Origin of the sequence: Ramlibacter sp. PS4R-6 (genome assembly GCF_037572775.1) — a bacterium.
GTDB lineage: Bacteria > Pseudomonadota > Gammaproteobacteria > Burkholderiales > Burkholderiaceae_C > Ramlibacter.
Genome location: NZ_JBBHKA010000001.1, coordinates 2298790 through 2314473, shown reverse-complemented (window position 1 = coordinate 2314473; position 15684 = coordinate 2298790). Strand labels below are relative to the sequence as shown.

The window sequence follows — 15684 nt, the reverse complement described above, 5'->3', positions numbered from 1 at the left end:
TCCGCGAACCAGAAGGAAACCCCGGTGGCATCCCTGAAGTCTTTCACCCTCAACCCCGACGGCCGCCTGCTCGAACTGACCTTCGAGAAGAAGGTGCAGGTACTGCGCGCCGACGAGCTCGATTCGCTCATCGCGCAGCTGGGGCAATTGCGCTCGCGCATGGAGCCGGCCATCCCCACCAGCCAGACCAACGTCGGCAGCGCACACCCCGTGGAGCACTTCTACTTCCGCCGCATGGGCCAGGGCACCAACGCCGTGCCGATCGCGTCGGGCGGCCTCTTCCTGTTCCAGAGCCCGCGCTTCGGGTGGTTCCAGTTCCCGGCCAGCGCCGAGCTGTGCGCCGGGATGGCGAAGTGGCTGGTGACGGGCAACCCCGAAGGCGCCGGCGCCTGACTAGGCGGCGACGCGCTTGCCGAGCAGCGCCTCGGCGTCCGCTGCGACGCGTTGCACGATCGTCGCGGCAGGCAGCACCTCCTTGACGAACGCGGCGGCTTCGCCCGCGATCACGGCGGCGACGTCGAAGTCGCCGTCCGAGCGGGCGCGCGCATAGCGGTCGGCCTCGGCGCCGATGTTCTGCATCAATTCGACCTCGCGTCCCAGCCAGCGCTGCAGGTACGCGTTGCGCAGGCAACGCCCCGTGAACGGCGCGGGCCACACGTTGCGCCGCGAGATGTCGAAGACGATGCTGCGCACCGAGTCGTCGCCGCCGGCGCGGCACACGCGCTCCTTGGCGGCGGCCGCCGCGGGCGATTCATCGGTCGCGTAGAAGCGCGTGCCCATCAGCACGCCGGATGCGCCCAGCATCATGGCAGCGGCCATCGCACGGCCGTCGGCAATGCCGCCTGCCGCAACCACGGGTGTCTTGCCCGCCGCATCGACGACCTCGGGCAACAGCGTGAACAGGCCGCGCGCGGCGCCGTGCCCGCCCGCCTCCATGCCTTGCGCGACGAGGATGTCGGCGCCGGCGGCCAGTGCCTCCTTCGCCATCGCGAGCGTCTGCACCTGGCAAATGACGAGAGCGCCCGCGCGATGGATGCGCGGCACCAGTGACGCGGGGTCGCCGAACGAGAGCATGACGGCCGCGGGCCGGTGCTCGAGCACCAGGTCCAGCAACGGCTCCTGCTTCTGCAGGCTCCATGTGATGAAGCCCACGCCGAAGCGCTGGCCCGATGCGGCCAGCAGCGGCAGTTCGCGCGCCAGCCATTCGCCGTTGCCATAGCCGCCGCCCAGGATGCCGAAGCCGCCGGCGCCGCTGACCGCCGCCGTGAGCCGCGCATCGGCCACGACGTCCATCGGCGCGAGGAGGATCGGGTGCTCGATCTTGAGCAGCTTCGTCAGTGCGGTCGCCAGGGCCATGGACTTCTCCTCGTTCGCCGGATCGGCCAGCGATCATGGCGCGGCGCGGCGCCGGCGTCTACGGTGTTTCCAGGCGAGGTACGCGGCCGCGACGGCGAGGCCTGCCACGTCGGCCAGCCAGTCGATCCATTCGCCCATGCGCGTTTCGGTAAAGGTCTGCGCGATCTCGATCGCGCCGCCGTAGGCCGCCAGCGCCACCAGCACGCGGCCGTTCATCGACGGCCAGCAGGCCGAGCCCAGCAATGCCAGCACGGCGAACGCGAGGGTGTGGTTCGCCTTGTCCCAGCCGGTCGACGGCAAGGGCATCGTCGCGGGCAACAGCGCGAGGACCGCGATCACGACGAGGGCGAGCCAGAAGGCGGCCAGGAGCAGGCGCCGCGGCAGGCGCTGGAACACGTTCATTCCGCGCCGGCGGGTTCAGGCAGCGACGCGCCGCAGTTGCGGCAAAACCGCGCGTCGGCCTGGTGTCCGCCCACGCCGCACTTGTCGCAGCGCCCGGCGCGCGAGCGGAACACGCCAATGCCCCGCCGCGCCGTCATCTCCGCGGTGACGATGCCCGTGGGCACCGCCAGCGTGCCCCACCCGATCAGCATCATCACCGACGCGATGAAGCGGCCCACGTCGGTCTTGGGCGTGATGTCGCCGAAGCCCACGGTGGTGATCGTGGTGACCGCCCAGTACACCGACGTGGGGATGTTTTTGAAGCCGTGCTCGGGCCCTTCCACCACATACAGCAGCGTGCCCAGCACCAGCACCACCATCAGCACGACCGACAGGAACACCAGGATCTTGCGGCGGCTGGCGGCCAGCGCCTCGCCGAGCATCTGGTATTCCTCCACGTACTGCGTGAGCCGGAAGATGCGGAACACGCGCAGCAGCCGCAGCACGCGCACGTCGATCAGCGCGTGCGTCTCCGGGAAGAGGATGGCCAGGTAGGTGGGCAGCACCGACAGCAGGTCGACGATGCCGTAGAAGCTGCGCACGTAGCGCCACGGCTTCTCCACGCTGACCACGCGCGCGATGTATTCGACGGTGAAGAGGATGGTGAAGAACCACTCGGCGGCGTCGAACAGGCGGCGGTTGCGGCTGCTCCACTCCTGCACGCTGTCGGCCACGACGACCGCCACGCTGACCAGGATGGCGGCGACGATGAACTTGTCGAAGGCCCGGCCCGCGGGCGTCTCCGATTCGAAGATGACTTCGTAGGCGCGGCGGCGCCAGCCGGCGGGCGGGCGGCCCAGGTCGCTTTCGTCGCCGGGGGTCATGGCGCCGATGCTACGCCAGACCTAAGGGCAAGCCCTGCCCCCGCCCGCGCGGCGCGGTCCTACGATGGCATGCCAACTTTCCACCAGCCCATCAAGGAACCGCTATGCGTACGAAGCATTGGATCGGCCTCGCAGCCGCAGTGAGCGTCATCGGCGTCGCCGGATGTGCGGGCATGCAGTCGGGCCCCACCGGCATGAGTTTCTTCGTCACCAGCTCCAACCCCGGCAAGGGCGCGGACTTCGGCGGCATCGCAGGTGCAGACCGGTTCTGCCAATCGCTGGCGCAAGCGGCCGGCGCGGGCAACCGCACCTGGCGCGCTTACCTGAGCACGCAGGCCTCCACCCTCAACGGCACGGACTTCGTGAACGCGCGCGACCGCATCGGCACCGGCCCCTGGTACAACGCCAAGGGCGCGCTCATTGCGCGCAACGTGGCTGAGCTGCATTCGGACGCCAACGGCATCAACGTGCAGACGGCCCTGGACGAAAAGGGCAACGTCTCGATCAACGACCGCACCAAGCAGCCCAACCAGCACGACATCCTGACCGGCTCGCGGGCGGACGGCACGGCCTTCGTGGGCGGAGCGGGCGGCGGCGCGCCCTTCCCCGACATGACTTGCGGCAACTGGACGAAGGGCACCGACGAAGGCTCGGCGATGGTCGGGCACTTCGACAAGTCCGGCCCCCACCCCACGGTGCCATGGTCCGTTTCGTGGAACTCCAGCCACCCGACGATCGGCTGCAGCATGGCCAAGATTCGCCCCACCGGCGGTGACGGCCGCCTGTACTGCTTCGCGGCGAACTGAACGCGGCGCGGGTTCAGGCCTGCGAGATCACCTCGAACCCGCCGTAGATCATCCGCTTGCCGTCGAACGGCATGGCCTTGGAGAACTTCTCCATGCGCGAGTCGGCCATGAGCTTCTGCCACCCCTGGTCGCGCGCCGCGCGCGACGGCCAGGTGATCCAGGAGAACACGACCGTCTCGCCCTCCTCGCGCTTCACGGCCATCGTGAACGACGTGAGCTTGCCTTCGGGCACGTCGTCGCCCCAGGTGTCGGTCACCTGCAAGGCGCCGTGGTCCTTGAAGAGCGCCGCCAGGTCCTGCGCGTAACGCAGGTAGGCCGCCTTGCTGGCGGTGGGCACGGCGCACACCATGCCGTCGATGTAGTTCATGGCGATTTCCTTTCAGCCGTGTTCGTCGACCCAGTCGCGCCCCTTGGCGGCGGCGTGCTCGATCGCCTCGTCTTCGCTCGCGAAGGCGCTTGCCTCCAGCGGCACGGGCGTCCTTTCGCTCGCGTCCCCGTGCGAGATCGCGACCATCAACGTGGCGCCGAAGCCGCCCCCGGCCGAAGGCGTGGCCGAGCAGATCAGCTCGTAGGGCCCGTACTCGAATGTCTTCGTTTGCATTGGCGTCCCCTCCAACCCGCGCAGTATGGGGATGAAGGGGCGCGACGCCGCTCGGGGTTGACCCGAGCGGGCGGCGGTGGCCTCAGGCCGCGCTCTTGGGCCGTTCGGCGTAATGCTTCGCCCACTGCTGGATTTGCAGCGGCGACGTCAGCGCGCCGGCCTGGCGCGCCACCTCGTGGCCGTCCACGAACAGGACCAGCGTGGGAATGCTGCGGATGCGGTACCGCTGGGCGATGACGGGCACGGCCTCGGTGTCCACCTTGGCCAGGCGCATGTGCGGCTCCAGCCGCGCGGCGGCCTGTTCATACGCCGGCGCCATCGCGCGGCACGGGCCGCACCACGACGCCCAGAAGTCCACCAGCACGGGGATCTGGCTGCGCGAGACGTGCTTGTCGAACGCGGCGCTGTCGAGAGCCACCGCATGCCCCGTGAAGAGGCGCTGCTTGCAGCTGCCGCAGGTGGGCGACAGCCCCAGCTGGTCGGGCTGCACCCGGTTGGTGGTGTGGCAGTGCGGGCAAACGATGTGCACGGGAGCTACCCCTTGCCACCGCCCATCGAGCCCTGCAGCACCTTCACCAGGTGCTGCTTCGCCTCAGCCAGCTGCGCCTTGTCGGCGTCGTGCACCTTGCGGAAGAACGCCGCGCATTCGGGCGAGCCGGCGCCTTCGGCGTCCTTGATGTACTGGTCGTAGGCCATGAGCGCCTGGGCCTTGTTCTGGATGAGGGTGATCCAGTCGTAGGCCAGGTCGCTCAACGGGTGTTTGTCGGCTGATTTTTCCTGCATCGATTTGCTCCCTGATTTCTTGAAATAAGGGTACGGCAAATCGGCAGGGCCATGTGGCCCAGCCATTCGCAGGCGACGGAGCGGGGTTGCGCTATCGCGCGCCCAAGGCGCGCAGCACGGCTTCACGCTCCGGGCCACGCACCTTCATGGCATTGAGCACCTGCACGCGGCTGCGGCCGGTCTGGCGCATCAGCGCGTAGACCTCCTGCTCGCGTTGCGCCTGGTTCAGCATCTCGAGCTCGGACTGCTCTGTGGACTTGGCGCGGGGCATGGGAACCTTTGGAGTGGTGCCGGAGTGTGACAGGTATTGCTGGGCCGTGCGCTCGATGACGCCTCTTCACGCATGATGTGGACATGCATTCCAACGGACCTGCCCCCGCACCCCGCCTCTTCACCCCTTGGCACCTCGGCCCCCTCGAGCTCCCCAACCGCATCGTCATCGCCCCCATGTGCCAGTACTCGGCGCAGGACGGCTCGGCCACCGACTGGCATGACGTGCACCTGGGCCACCTGGCACTATCGGGCGCCGGCCTGTTGATCCTGGAAGCCACGGCCGTCAGCGCGCGCGGCCGCATCTCGCCCACCGACCTGGGCCTGTACTCCGACGACAACGAGGCGGCGCTCCAGCGCGTGATCGGCACGATCCGCAAGCATTCGCCCATCGCGCTGGCCATCCAGATCTCGCACGCGGGCCGCAAGGGGTCGAGCGAAGCGCCATGGGACGGCGGCGCGCAGATCAAGCCCGATGAACCACGCGGCTGGAAGACCGAGGCGCCCAGCGCGGTGCCGCACGCGCAAGGCGAAGACCCGCCCGAGGCGCTGGACCGCGCCGGCATGGAGCGCATCAAGGCTGACTTCGTGCAGGCCACGAAGCGCGCGGCGCGCCTGGGCTTCGACGGGTTGGAGGTGCATGGTGCGCACGGCTACCTGCTGCACCAGTTCCTGTCGCCCATCGCGAACAAGCGCACCGACGACTACGGCGGCACCCTGGAGAACCGCATGCGATTCCCGCTGGAGGTGTTCGACGCCGTGCGCGCGGCGTTCCCGGCCGGCAAGCCGGTGTGGATGCGCATTTCCGCCACCGACTGGGTGCCCGGCGGCTGGGACATCGAAGGCACGGTGGCCATGGCCAAGGTGCTCAAGGGCAAGGGCTGCGCGGCGATCCATGTAACGACGGGCGGCGTCTCCCCGCAGCAGGCGATCAAGCTCGGGCCTGGCTACCAGGTGCCGTATGCGCAGCGGGTGAAGTCCGAAGCGCAAGTGCCGACGATCGCGGTGGGCCTGATCACCGAGCCCGAGCAGGCCGAGGCGATCATCGCGAACGAAGAGGCCGATGCGGTGTCATTGGCGCGGGCGATGCTCTACGACCCGAGGTGGCCGTGGCACGCGGCGGCGAAGCTGGGCGCCAAGGTGTTCGCGCCCAAGCAGTATTGGCGCTGCCAACCGCGCGAGTACAAGGACTTGTTCGACGGGATGAGGTTCGGGCAGCGCTAGCGGCCCGTTCACCAGCTGTTGCGAAGCTGCCGCAAGCGCGTGAACACCGTCTTCGCATCCGGCCGCTCTGGCAGCTCCGGAAACTTCTCGCGCAGCCTGGCCGCGACGCTCGGGCTGGCCAGCCGCATGAACGTATTGATCCGCTTCTCGTCCGCCAGCGTGGTGACGATGGAAGTGGCCGGGTCGTGCCCCGTCACCTTCGGCAGCATCTCCTGGGCCGCGGCGTTGTCGGGCTCCCTATCGAGCGTGAAGCGCAGGTTGTTCTCGATGTAGTCGTGCCCCGGATAGACGCGCGTGTTGTCGGGCAGCTTTGCCAGCTGGTTGACGAACGTGGCGAACAGGTCGTCGACGTTGCCGCCGTTGTGCACGTTGCCGGCGCCCGCGTTGAACAGTGTGTCGCCCGAGAACAGCGCGGGCTGGTCGGTGTGCGAGCGCAGGCAGATGTGGCACATCGTGTGGCCCGGCGTGTCCAGGCATTCCAGCTCGATGTGCTTGCCCACCTTGATCACGTCGCCCGCCTTCACGCCGCGGTCCACGCCGGGGATGACGCCGGCCGCCTTGTGGTGCGCGATGACCTTAGCGCCCGTGGCGGCCACCACCGCGGCGTTGCCGCCGATGTGGTCGTGGTGTTCGTGCGTGTTGAGCACCTGCGTGATCTGCCAGCCCTTCACGCGCGCGGTGGCCAGCGTCTTTTCGCTGTCCAGCGGGTCGATGGCCAGCGCCTCGCCCGTCTCGGGGCACGCCACCAGGTAGTTGTAGTTGCGCAGCGAATTGCCCGTCCAGATGCGTTCGACGATCATGATCTAGAACTCCACCACCGAGCGGATCGACTCGCCGGCCTTCATCAGCTCGAAGCCCTTGTTGATGTCTTCGAGCTTGAGCTTGTGCGTGATGAGCGGGTCGATTTTCAACTTGCCCTCCATGTACCAGTCGACGATCTTCGGCACGTCGGTGCGGCCGCGCGCGCCGCCGAACGCCGACCCCTTCCACTGCCGGCCCGTGACCAGCTGGAAGGGACGCGTGGCGATCTCGGCGCCGGCCGGGGCCACGCCGATGATGATGCTCTGGCCCCAGCCCTTGTGGCAGCACTCCAGCGCCTGCCGCATGGTGGTGGTGTTGCCGATGCACTCGAAGCTGTAGTCCGCGCCGCCGTCGGTCAGCTGCACGATGGCGTCGACGATGTTGGCGTGGTCCTTGGGGTTGAGGAAGTGCGTCATGCCGAACTGGCGCGCCATCGCCTCGCGGCGCGGGTTGACGTCCACGCCGATGATCTTGTCGGCGCCCACCATCGCGGCGCCCTGGATCACGTTGAGCCCGATGCCGCCCAGGCCGAACACCACCACGTTGGCGCCCGCCTCCACCTTGGCCGTGAAGATCACCGCGCCCACGCCCGTGGTGACGCCGCAGCCGATGTAGCAGACCTTGTCGAAAGGCGCGTCGCTGCGGATCTTCGCCATCGCGATCTCGGGCGCGACGATGTAGTTGCTGAACGTGGACGTGCCCATGTAGTGCAGCACCGGCTTGCCGCCGAGCGAAAAGCGCGCTGTGCCGTCCGGCATCAGGCCCTTGCCCTGCGTGCCGCGAATCAGCTGGCACAGGTTGGTCTTGCGCGACAGGCAGAACTTGCACTGCCGGCACTCGGGCGTGTAGAGCGGGATGACGTGGTCGCCGGGCTTGAGCGAGGTGACGCCTGGGCCGACGTCGACCACAATGCCCGCGCCTTCGTGGCCGAGCACGGCAGGGAACAGGCCTTCGGGGTCGGCGCCGGAGAGCGTGAACCAGTCGGTGTGGCAGATGCCGGTGGCCTTGATCTCGACGAGGACCTCACCGGCGCGGGGGCCGTCGAGGTCTAGGGTTTCGATGGTGAGGGGTTGGCCGGACTGCCAGGCTACTGCGGCTCGGGTTTTCATTTGCGTTCTTCCAAACTCGCGAAAGAATACAGTAGCACCTTAGAGCATCGGCTTTCCTCCCGGGAGCAACCTGCTCGCGCTGCAGTCGCGCGCCTGAGATCCCTAACCGACAAGCCAGCACAGACGTGCATCTTCGCCAGCGTCTGGTGGCTGGCGAGTGCAACAGCAAAGGCCCGGTACGCGAGGCGTAGGGTTCAAGCACGAAGGCCGCGCCGCCCAGCATGGTGCTCGGCCAGTTCCGACGCAGCACCCCTTCACTGGGGCCTTTACAAACTAACAAGAATCGGGAAACTACATCGTTTTCGCGACCCGAGCAGACATGGAACCAAAAGATCAAGACGACAAGGTGGATAGCGATTCGCATGCTGCGGATGCCATTCGCATTACAAGCATCTCCATCGGAAAGCTCTTCGGGTCGTACGACTATGAGCTTAAACTCGCGGCGCCGCACATCGGTGAGCAAGTCAGAATCCTCTACGGAGAGAATGGCCTGGGTAAGACGAATATCTTGGCTATCCTTTTTCACCTGCTGTCACCCCACGAGCGTCGAAACCATCGCAACTCGCTCGCCAAGATCAAATTCCAATCAGTTCTCGTCTCGCTGTCCAATGGAATACAAGTCTCTGCGCGACGGCCAGAAGGCAAACTGGATGGCGGATTTCGCTGTGAAGTCACTACTAAGCGAGGCTTGAGGCTTCTTGGCGGATGGAATTTTGTCCTTGAAGGTGAGACCCCAAAGCCCGAAATCGCCGAATTCCTTCATAACGCGTCTCCCGAAACGCTTCGACTCCTAGAAGACGCGACTCCATCCAAGAGTTCAAAAGCGCGATCAAAGGCTCTAACTGCCACCAGAAAATCAGAGTTGGTGGCGCAGCAGGTCGCCTTGAACGAATTGGTACTCCGATATTTCAAGAGCGAAACCAATCCATTGATGGGAGAGCAGCCGTTTTTGCAAGCTCTCGCAGCAAGTGTCCCCCCTGTCTACTTCTTAAGCGCGGATCGAATTTTTTCATCTGACAAGATCGAACGCGACGAAGGTACAGCTGACACCGACCTGCGTCCTGGTCGTATGTCCACGGAACTCTTGCTTACCAAAGGGCGGGAGCGAACTCTTTCTCGAGCTATTAAGGCTGCCTCCGATGCACTTTCAACGCGTGCCGTCACCGCCACAAGATTCGGTTCATCGACTATGCATAGCATTTATGCGGGGCTGATCGAGCGGCTCGCCTCGCGCCACGCGACTCGCGAAACTCTGGCAACCCCAGTCGACCAGCTGGTTTCAACTCTCGAGGGGCTTCAAGGGCAATACGATCGTTTTTCCACCTACGGCCTATCTTCTTCACTCAATGCCGTTTCGATCATCAAGAACTTGCGAGCGGTGAAATCTGCGGAGCGCGAGGTGGCGAGCGATATCTTGCAACCGTACGTCGACAGCCTTACGGAGCAAGCCAAGAGCTTAGAGGATGCATACGGGCCGATTCATAGACTCGTGTCCACTATTAACCAGTTCTTGTATGACAAACAAGTGGGTTTCACGCTCGGACGGGGCTTGTATGTAGCAAACGGCCGCGGAGAGGTTCTTGCGCCGAAAGATTTGTCTTCAGGCGAACAGCAACTTCTTCTGCTCTTTTGCCATATCACGATTGCGCACAACACAGGCGGAATCTTTATCGTCGACGAGCCGGAGCTTTCCTTGAACATCAAGTGGCAGCGGAGGCTCGTGCGCTCGCTATTAGAGCTCGACACGCATAGAAACCTGCAGTTCATTCTTGCGTCGCACTCTATGGAGGTCATCACAGCATTTCGAGATGAGGTCGTTGTACTGGAAGAAGCAAAAAATGGCTAAGGGGTTACCGAAGAGACTAATCGAAGAATTGATTACCCGATGGAAGCTGGAGCAACTGCGCCAAGTGTTGCTCGAGGGCGATTTGGATCATCGTTTCCTGCGTCTTATTAGTCGAGAATCACACTGTCCGAACTCGCTGAAGGAACTGGATCACATCCCCATAGATGCCGTCCATGTGTCCGATGAGACTCTATCCGCTTTCGGTCTCACACAAGGCAATAAACAACGAGTAGTAGCTGTTGGACGGTATGTCCAAAGGGAGGGCGTTTCCGAAGGGTTTCGGTGCATCGTGGACGCTGACCTCGATAGATTGCGAGGGATCAATCTCTCCTCGGAATCTGTTGTCTACACCGATTACGCATGCATGGAGTCATATATGTGGCACCAGACGGCGCTTCGGCAGACGCTCCATTACTTTCGCTGCGAGGAGAGTGTCAAATCTGATGCCGACGTCCAGTCTTTGTACGACTCGATCTCTGCCGTTTGCAAAATGCTCGCGGGTATTCGGCTCATACACGCCGAAAATCCGCAGTGGAACTTGGAATTGCATCGCTCGAACGCGAGCTTGTCAATTTCCCAGTTAACTGTAAACATTGACTTGGCCGCTTACTTAACGCAGTGCAAGCCACGAAAGCAGGATCGAGCTGAGATAGACAAGAAATTGTCGGATGCATTGAGGATGATGGACGCGCACCGTGCAGTTTCCGTACTAAATGGTCACGACCTGATCTGGCTCGTTGCGTTCGCGATTAAGGAGTTGACCGCGGGGCCGAAGCGCGTGGTGGAAGAAGAGCAGGTGCTCCAATCTATGTTGGTGCACGCAGTTGCAAAGCCGGAACTGATGCATCAGCCCCTTTTTGAGAATCTGGTGTCATGGGCCACGTAGCGACCTTTATTAAATGCTTTTCCCTATGCGTTGTACCCCCTCAACCATCCGATCTACCCCTACCGTCGCAAACGACAACCTAAGCGTCGCTCGATCCGGCTCCCTCGCATAAAACGGCGCCCCCGGCACAAACGCCACCCCCTTCTCAATCGCCCTCTTCGCCAACTCCCCCGCATCCTTCACCTTCCCGCCCGCCCCCGTCAGCTGCGCCCAGAAGAACAACCCCCCATTCGGCCGCGTGAACTCGATCGCATCGCCCAGCTCCTTCTCCAGCGCATCCCCCATCGCCTGCGCCCGCTCCGCATAAACCTTCCGCACACGCGCCAGCGTGTCCGGCATCCGTCCCGCCTTCAGGTACTGCGCCGCCGTCGCCTGCGCGAACGTGCTCGTGTGCGCGTCGCTGAACTGCTTGCACATCGTCGCCTTGGCCAGCAGCTCGGGCGGCGCGATCATCCAGCCCACGCGCAGGCCGGGGCTCAGCACCTTGCTCATGCTCCCGCAGTGCGCGATCCACTCGCGGCTGCCGGGCACGTCGCTGCTCAGGGCCAGCAGGCTCGGGGGCGGCGGCTCGCCGAAGTAGAGGTCGCCGTACGGGTCGTCCTCGACCACCAGCGTCTTGTACCTGGCCGCGAGCTCCAGCACCTTCAGGCGGCGCTCCTTGCTCAGCGTGGCGCCGCTCGGGTTGCCGAAGGTGGGGATCAGGTACACGAACTTCGGCTTGTGCTGCTTGATCAGGGCCTCGAGCTTGTCCACCTGCACGCCGTTGGCGTCGATGGGCGCGGTGACCAGGTCGGCGCCATAGAGGCGGAAGCACTGGATGGTGGCCAGGAAGGTGGGCGCTTCGACGATCACCTTGTCGCCCGGGTCGATGAGCGTCTTGCCCAGGAGGTCCAGCGCCTGCTGGCTGCCGGTGGTAACGATCAGGTCGTTGGGCTGCAGGTCCTTCACGCCCTTGGTGTGCATGAAGGCGGCCAGCTGCATGCGCAGCGGCTCGTAGCCTTCGGTGGCGCCGTACTGCAGCGCGCCGCCGGGTTCTTCCTTCAGGGCCAGGTTGGCCGCTTCCTGGATGCCGGCCACGTCGAACATGGCGCTGTCGGGGAAGCCGCCGGCAAAGCTGATGATGCCGGGTTTGCCGAGCAGCTTGAACAGCTCCCGGATGGCGGAGGTTTCGACGTTGTTGAGGCGGGCTGCGAAAGGGATTTGGCTCATGCGCACATTGTGCGACATGAGCCAAAGGAAAGACGCTGGGTCCCGGCCTGCCGGGACGACAGGGGGTCAGTGCGCCGGGGCGATTTCGCCGCGCCAGGCGCCGGTTTCGGCGCCGCGGCGTTCCAGCAGCTGCTTGAAGCGCTTCAAGTTGCCCTTAGCCGTCAGCTTCACGCCACCCAGCAAGCCGCCGGCCTTTTCGGTGGCGTCCTCGGGCGAGTACCAGAGGCGCAGGCACACGCGCGTCTTGTTCTCGCCGATCTTGTCGAAGGTCACGGTGCCGCCGTTCTTCACGCCGCCGGTGCTGCGCCATTCGATCAGCTGGTCGGGGATCTGCTGCGTGATCTCCGAATCCCACTCCTTCATCTTGCCGGCCACCTTGGCCTTCCAGTGCAGGTGCGCGTCGTCCAGCTGCTTCACCGATTCGACGGTGGGCATGAAGCGCGGGAACTCCTCGAACTGCGTCCACTGGTTGTAGGCGGTGCTCACCGGCACGTTGATGTCGATGGTCTCTTCGGTCTGCTGGATGCCGCCCTCGGTGGTTCCGCGGTCACGCTTCAGCGCCCACAGCAGCAGGCCGGCCAGGCCCACGGTGACGGCGGCGCCGGTGTACATCTGCTCGGGCGACACGCGCGCGAGGTCGCGGGTGTGGGCCAGCGCGATGTCGTTGTCGATGGTGCGGTAGACGCGCACGCCCTGGTCTCGCATCAGGTAGGCGGCAGCGCCGGCAAGCGCCGCGGCGCCCGCGATCCAGCCGATGTTGGTGGCGGTTCTTCTGTATTGCATAGGTGTGCTCCGTAAAAATGCTTAGCCTTTCCATTCTTGACGGTTGGGCAGGCGGGGCTGTCGCCGGGTGTTGGGGATGTGGGTAGGCGATGGGCGACTCAGCGGTTTTGAAGACACTGGGTCCCGGCCTGCGCCGGGACGACGAAGCTTCTGACAACGCTTGCGCTGGCAGCGATCTAAAAGAAGTGCATGAAGCTGCCCCTCCACCCCAAGCACGTGTTCAAGCTCTTCATCCAGGCCGTCAAAGCCTGGTCGGATGACTACGCGCCCAGCATGGGCGCGGCCATCGCGTACTACACGGTGTTTTCGCTGGCGCCTCTGCTGGTGATCGTGATCGCCATCGCCGGCGCCGTGTTCGGGCAGGAGGCCGTGTCGGGCGCCATCGTGGGCCAGCTCAGCGGCCTGATCGGCGAGCAAGGCGCGGTGGTCATCCAGAAGCTGGTGGAGGCCTCGGCCCTGTCGGACAAGAGCGGCATCGCCAGCGTGATCAGCGGCTTCGTGCTGGTGATCGGCGCCACGACGGTGTTCGCCGAGCTGCAGAACGCGCTGGACCGCATCTGGCACGTGCCGCCGGCGCAGAAGCCCAAGGGCATCTGGGCGCTGCTGCGCGCACGCATCATGTCGTTCGGGCTGATCATCGGCTTGGTGTTCCTGCTGATGGTGTCGTTGGCCGTCAGTGCGGCGGTGGCGGCGCTGGGCTCGTTCACCTACACGCTGCTGCCGGGGCAGGAGGTGCTGCTGCTGGTCATCAACGAAGCGGTGGCCGTGGGCATCTTCACCGCGATGTTCGCAATGATCTACAAGCTGATGCCCAGCACGCCCATCGCCTGGCGCGACGTGTGGGTGGGCTCGTTCACCACGGCGGTGATGTTCGAGGTGGGCAAGTTCCTGATCGGCCTGTACCTCGGCAAGAGCAGCATGACCGAGACGTTCGCGGCCGCCGGCTCGCTGGTGATCCTGCTGGCATGGGTCTACTACGCGGCGCAGATCTTCCTGCTGGGGGCGGAGTTCACCAAGCTGCACGCGCAGCACAACGGGTCCACCGAGGCCAGCCGGGCGATGGACCGCACCAAGGCCACGGCGGCCATCGGCATCCCCACCGAAGGGCCCGCGGGCAGCAACCAGTTGCCGCAGGGCGCGGTGGCGAAGATTGCGGAGACGCAGCGCAGCATCGAGCGCAACGAGCCGCCGCGCGACCCGGCGATGGAAGCACCGGTGTTCCGCGCGACGGAGGTGGGCCTGAAGGCGGCCTTGGCAGGCCTCTACACGGAGATCGCCGCGCTGGTGGTGGTGACCATCGCCGGCAGCGTCATCCACCGCAAGCGCCAGAAGCTGCAGGACGGGATGCGGCTGGCGATGAAGGACACGCGCCGCCAGTCGAAGCGGCGCCTGGCGCTGTAGCGATTACTTGGGCCGGTCGCGGTCCGTGTGCGTCATCGGCGCAGCATACGCGCGCTCTTCGCGGTCTTCCTTCATCTGCTTGCTCACCTGCCCCGCGCGGTCGGCCAGCAGGCTTTCCTCGCGCAGGTGGCGGGCATTCACCAGGTCCTTCATCGTCGGCGCTTCGCGCTCGTACATGCGCACGCCCGGGTGCACGGGCTGGCCGCCGCTGGAGTCGCGGTCGTCCACGTCGATGGCGCCGCACTCGTGCAGCGTGACGGCGGCCGCTTCGGCCTCGGTGTCGGTGCGCGCATCGACCACCACCACTGAGTGGCCGCGGCCGACGTGCTCGCCATAGGTGCCGCTGGCGGCTGCGCCCTTGTCCTGGCCGAACAGGCTGATGAAGAAGTGGCCCAGCGCCTCGAGCGCGCCGCGGTCGACCGCGACCTCGCGCTCGGCCGACTGCATGGTGTGGTCGGCCAGCTCCTGCACGGCTGGGTCCTCGCCGGTCACGCGCGCGGCTTCGGCGCCTTCGTGCATGTGCACGTCGCCGGCGCCGAAACCCTGCTGCTTGAGCCGCTCGCACGCCTTGCGCGCGTCGTCACGGTCGTCGAAAACGCTGATCAATGTCTGCATGGCAACCCCTGGAAAGTCTTCAGCCCATTTTTCGCGGCGGGCGCCGCCGGCCTGTAGTCGGGCCCCGGCAGCACGGGTCAGCCCGGGACTACCCCTGCTCTTGACCAGAGTATTGCTCTGGAGTGATACTCTAGCCATGGAAGTTGCCGCCCCCACCCGCGACAAGCTGCTCGATGCAGCCGCGCAGCTGTTCTACGAGCAGGGCTACTCGGCCACCTCGATGGACCAGGTGCGCCAGGCCGCGGGCGTGAGCAACGGCAGCCTGTACCACCACTTCCCCACCAAGGCGCAGCTGGCCGACGCGCTGTACGTGCAGACGCTGCACGACTTCCACGGCGCGCTGCTGGCGCCGATCGCCCGCGACGTGACGGCTGAGGCAGGCGTCAAGGCGCTGGTGCGCGCGCACGTCAACTGGGTGCTGAAGAACCCCGCGCGCGCCGCGCTGCTGCACAAGCTCAAGCGCGAGGGCGAGGTCACCGACAAGTCGGCCGACATCAGCGCCGCCAACACCGAGGCCTACGCCACGCTGCGCGCCTGGGTCGACCGCAAGACCGAGGCCGGCGAGATGCGCGCCGTGCCCTTCTACCTCTGGATGTCGCTCGTCTTCGCGCCGGCCATGGGCCTGAACGCCCGCTGGACGAAGGAGCCCAACGTCAACGTGCCGCCGAAAGTGCGCGCCGCGCTGGAACACGCGGCGTGGATGGCGGTGGCGCCCTGAACACACAGGAG

The 15684-nt window shown here is 65.5% G+C and carries 20 protein-coding genes; 7 read left to right on the top strand and 13 right to left on the bottom strand.

Going from position 1 to position 15684, the window contains the following annotated elements:
• Positions 1–24: 24 nt before the first annotated feature.
• Complete coding sequence (locus WG903_RS11495; protein ID WP_340075399.1) at positions 25–393, top strand: hypothetical protein; 369 nt, start codon at positions 25–27, stop codon at positions 391–393.
• On the opposite strand, the gene WG903_RS11490 is transcribed toward WG903_RS11495, so the two are convergent.
• The 3 genes from WG903_RS11490 to WG903_RS11480 are packed head-to-tail and all read right to left on the bottom strand — an operon-like array spanning position 394 to position 2621.
• Positions 394–1356 carry an NAD(P)H-dependent flavin oxidoreductase gene (locus tag WG903_RS11490; protein ID WP_340075397.1) on the bottom strand — a complete coding sequence of 321 codons (963 nt, stop codon included), beginning with the start codon at positions 1354–1356 and terminating at the stop codon, positions 394–396.
• A gap of 33 nt (positions 1357–1389) precedes the next feature.
• Positions 1390–1758: a VanZ family protein gene (locus WG903_RS11485; RefSeq protein WP_340075395.1), complete on the bottom strand. Its 369-nt coding sequence runs from the start codon at positions 1756–1758 to the stop codon at positions 1390–1392.
• Complete coding sequence (locus WG903_RS11480; protein ID WP_340075393.1) at positions 1755–2621, bottom strand: ion transporter; 867 nt, start codon at positions 2619–2621, stop codon at positions 1755–1757. Before WG903_RS11480 ends, WG903_RS11485 begins: the two co-directional genes overlap by 4 nt.
• 104 nt (positions 2622–2725) lie before the next feature.
• Between WG903_RS11480 and WG903_RS11475 the strand changes: the two genes are divergently transcribed.
• Positions 2726–3427 (top strand): hypothetical protein, encoded by a 702-nt coding sequence (locus tag WG903_RS11475; protein WP_340075391.1) that lies wholly within the window; start codon positions 2726–2728, stop codon positions 3425–3427.
• Between the two features lie 13 nt (positions 3428–3440).
• Here WG903_RS11475 and WG903_RS11470 read toward each other — a convergent pair whose 3' ends face one another.
• The 5 genes from WG903_RS11470 to WG903_RS11450 form a co-directional block, all read right to left on the bottom strand.
• The gene (locus WG903_RS11470) at positions 3441–3794 is read right to left on the bottom strand and encodes a DUF1428 domain-containing protein (protein ID WP_340075389.1); all 354 of its coding nucleotides are present in this window, start codon (positions 3792–3794) and stop codon (positions 3441–3443) included.
• Positions 3795–3806: 12 nt separating this feature from the next.
• A complete protein-coding gene (locus tag WG903_RS11465) occupies positions 3807–4028 on the bottom strand; it encodes a hypothetical protein (protein WP_340075387.1) in 222 nt (73 codons plus the stop codon).
• 82 nt (positions 4029–4110) lie between these two features.
• A complete protein-coding gene (trxC, locus tag WG903_RS11460; RefSeq protein ID WP_340075385.1) occupies positions 4111–4557 on the bottom strand; it encodes a thioredoxin TrxC in 447 nt (148 codons plus the stop codon).
• A 5-nt stretch (positions 4558–4562) separates the two neighbouring features.
• On the bottom strand, positions 4563–4781 hold the full coding sequence (locus WG903_RS11455; RefSeq protein ID WP_340075383.1) for a hypothetical protein: 219 nt from the start codon (positions 4779–4781) through the stop codon (positions 4563–4565).
• 121 nt (positions 4782–4902) lie between these two features.
• Entirely contained in the window at positions 4903–5082 is a 180-nt protein-coding gene (locus tag WG903_RS11450) for a hypothetical protein (protein ID WP_340075381.1), read from the bottom strand.
• Positions 5083–5165: 83 nt separating this feature from the next.
• On the opposite strand from WG903_RS11450, the gene WG903_RS11445 reads away from it, so the two are divergent.
• The gene (locus tag WG903_RS11445) at positions 5166–6305 is read left to right on the top strand and encodes an NADH:flavin oxidoreductase/NADH oxidase (protein WP_340075379.1); all 1140 of its coding nucleotides are present in this window, start codon (positions 5166–5168) and stop codon (positions 6303–6305) included.
• Positions 6306–6313: 8 nt separating this feature from the next.
• Here WG903_RS11445 and WG903_RS11440 read toward each other — a convergent pair whose 3' ends face one another.
• A complete protein-coding gene (locus tag WG903_RS11440; protein ID WP_340075377.1) occupies positions 6314–7105 on the bottom strand; it encodes a hydroxyacylglutathione hydrolase in 792 nt (263 codons plus the stop codon).
• Between the two features lie 3 nt (positions 7106–7108).
• Positions 7109–8215, bottom strand: a complete 1107-nt coding sequence (locus WG903_RS11435) for an S-(hydroxymethyl)glutathione dehydrogenase/class III alcohol dehydrogenase (RefSeq protein ID WP_340075375.1) — start codon at positions 8213–8215, stop codon at positions 7109–7111.
• Between the two features lie 319 nt (positions 8216–8534).
• On the opposite strand from WG903_RS11435, the gene WG903_RS11430 reads away from it, so the two are divergent.
• Together WG903_RS11430 and WG903_RS11425 are read left to right on the top strand one after the other, a co-directional pair.
• Entirely contained in the window at positions 8535–10061 is a 1527-nt protein-coding gene (locus WG903_RS11430; protein ID WP_340075373.1) for an AAA family ATPase, read from the top strand.
• Positions 10024–10947 carry a DUF4435 domain-containing protein gene (locus WG903_RS11425; RefSeq protein WP_340075370.1) on the top strand — a complete coding sequence of 308 codons (924 nt, stop codon included), beginning with the start codon at positions 10024–10026 and terminating at the stop codon, positions 10945–10947. Before WG903_RS11430 ends, WG903_RS11425 begins: the two co-directional genes overlap by 38 nt.
• Before the next feature lie 9 nt (positions 10948–10956).
• Here WG903_RS11425 and WG903_RS11420 read toward each other — a convergent pair whose 3' ends face one another.
• Both WG903_RS11420 and WG903_RS11415 read right to left on the bottom strand, forming a co-directional pair.
• Positions 10957–12147, bottom strand: coding sequence for an aminotransferase-like domain-containing protein (locus WG903_RS11420; RefSeq protein WP_340078229.1), 1191 nt, complete (start codon positions 12145–12147; stop codon positions 10957–10959).
• A 75-nt stretch (positions 12148–12222) separates the two neighbouring features.
• Complete coding sequence (locus WG903_RS11415; RefSeq protein ID WP_340075368.1) at positions 12223–12939, bottom strand: SRPBCC family protein; 717 nt, start codon at positions 12937–12939, stop codon at positions 12223–12225.
• Between the two features lie 189 nt (positions 12940–13128).
• On the opposite strand from WG903_RS11415, the gene WG903_RS11410 reads away from it, so the two are divergent.
• Positions 13129–14340 (top strand): YihY/virulence factor BrkB family protein, encoded by a 1212-nt coding sequence (locus WG903_RS11410; protein ID WP_340075366.1) that lies wholly within the window; start codon positions 13129–13131, stop codon positions 14338–14340.
• Between the two features lie 3 nt (positions 14341–14343).
• On the opposite strand, the gene WG903_RS11405 is transcribed toward WG903_RS11410, so the two are convergent.
• Positions 14344–14955: a hypothetical protein gene (locus tag WG903_RS11405; RefSeq protein ID WP_340075364.1), complete on the bottom strand. Its 612-nt coding sequence runs from the start codon at positions 14953–14955 to the stop codon at positions 14344–14346.
• A 136-nt stretch (positions 14956–15091) separates the two neighbouring features.
• Between WG903_RS11405 and WG903_RS11400 the strand changes: the two genes are divergently transcribed.
• A complete protein-coding gene (locus WG903_RS11400) occupies positions 15092–15673 on the top strand; it encodes a TetR/AcrR family transcriptional regulator (RefSeq protein WP_340075362.1) in 582 nt (193 codons plus the stop codon).
• The last annotated feature ends 11 nt before the right edge of the window (positions 15674–15684 follow it).